The sequence below is a fragment of the bacterium genome (assembly GCA_040755795.1).
GTDB lineage: Bacteria > UBA9089 > CG2-30-40-21 > CG2-30-40-21 > SBAY01 > JBFLXS01.
The window spans coordinates 1-1439 of sequence record JBFLXS010000671.1 but is presented as its reverse complement, the minus strand read 5'-3'; the positions used below and the strand labels follow the sequence as shown (position 1 = coordinate 1439).

The 1439-nt window shown below is 37.0% G+C and carries 2 protein-coding genes; both read right to left on the bottom strand.

The window, feature by feature from the left end:
* Positions 1–105: 105 nt before the first annotated feature.
* Positions 106–1080: an IS3 family transposase gene (locus AB1414_20790; protein MEW6609848.1), complete on the bottom strand. Its 975-nt coding sequence runs from the start codon at positions 1078–1080 to the stop codon at positions 106–108.
* 1 nt (position 1081) lies between these two features.
* Complete coding sequence (locus tag AB1414_20785; GenBank protein ID MEW6609847.1) at positions 1082–1375, bottom strand: helix-turn-helix domain-containing protein; 294 nt, start codon at positions 1373–1375, stop codon at positions 1082–1084.
* Positions 1376–1439: the final 64 nt, after the last annotated feature.

The window sequence follows — 1439 nt, the reverse complement described above, 5'->3', positions numbered from 1 at the left end:
GAGAGTGACCCCCGTTTTCCAACAGAAATTTAGGAAAGTTAAGACAAGATTACGAGGGTAGGATATTTAATTTTGTTAACGACGATCGACCTTTGAAAAAATTATTTAAATTTTTCTTGCTACCAGAGGAGGTATCAAACATCGTCTCGAGTCTGAAACAGCCTTTCTGAGGCATCCTGGTGCGTCGTTTTTTGACCAACCTTCTAAAACCAGCTGTTTTTCTTGCTGTTCCAGAAATTTCTCTTCAAATTCCTCCGGAGGTAAATAGCCTAAGGAAGAATGAAGTCTCTTTTTCTGATAAACAATCTCAATGAAGTTCTCAATGTTGCTGTAGGCTTCTTCAAAATCTTCATAATCATTTAAATAAACTTCATTGTATTTTAAGGTTTTGAAAAAACTTTCGGTAATGTTGTTCTGATAAGGGTTGCCTTTGTCAGACATACTGATGAGGATGGAATTTTCTTTTAAGAGCTCAACATATTCTTGGTCACAATACTGAACTCCTTGATCCGAATGGTGAATGATTGGTCTCGGGTTCCTGGTCAAGGCTTTCCTAAGGGCTTCAATAGTTAGACTGGCATCAAGATTTCTAGAAAGAGCCCAACCTTTAATCTTTCGGGAATAGAAATCAATAATTACTGCTAAATAGACAAATTCTTTCTTTAACCTGATATAGGTGATGTCAGCTCCCCAGACCTGGTTAATGGTGATTATGGCCAAATTTTTAATTAAATTTGGGTATTTTGGTAACTTATGGCGGCTGTAAGTAAAGGATTTGAATAACTTTCTAATCTGGCTGAGCAATCCGTATTTTTTCATTATTCTCTGAACCCTTTTTCGGTTAATAAGCCTATCCTGTCTTCTTAATTCAGCAGTGACTGGACGATAACCATAGTAAGGGAACTCTATTTGAATTTTATCAATTTCTTCTTTAATTTCCAAATCTTCAGCTTCCTTTTCTTCTGACCTGGAATCATTAAGTTGGTAATAGGCAGTATTCCGGTTAAAATTCAGGAGTTGACATTTCTTTTGAAAGGACAATTGGCTATTGATGTTTTCTTTGAGGAAGGCAACTTTCATTTCAGAGGTTAAATCTTTTACGAGCTTCTTTTAAAAAATCGATTTCAATAGTTTGTTTACCGATTATTCTTTCTAACTTGGCGAGCTGTTCTGCCTGAATATTGCTGTTTCTGGGGTCATCGAAGATCCGAAAGACATTCTGATGGAATTGCCGAAGCCATTTAGCAAACAAACTGGGACTGAGGGTATTCTCTCTGCAGATCTCGACCTGAGACTTGGCTCCTTTTAAATATTCCAAGACCAATTGGGCTTTGAATTGACTAAGAAGTTTCCTTTTTGGTTTTTTGTTCTCCATATGCTTCCTTCTTACCACTCAAATCTTATCTTAGCAAGGTGTCCAAATTTCGGGGGTCAGTCCA

Coding starts and splice junctions, on each gene's coding strand:
- AB1414_20790 (MEW6609848.1), bottom strand. CDS start 1,080: ATGAAAGTTGCCTTCCTCAAAGAAAACATCAATAGCCAATTGTCCTTT.
- AB1414_20785 (MEW6609847.1), bottom strand. CDS start 1,375: ATGGAGAACAAAAAACCAAAAAGGAAACTTCTTAGTCAATTCAAAGCC.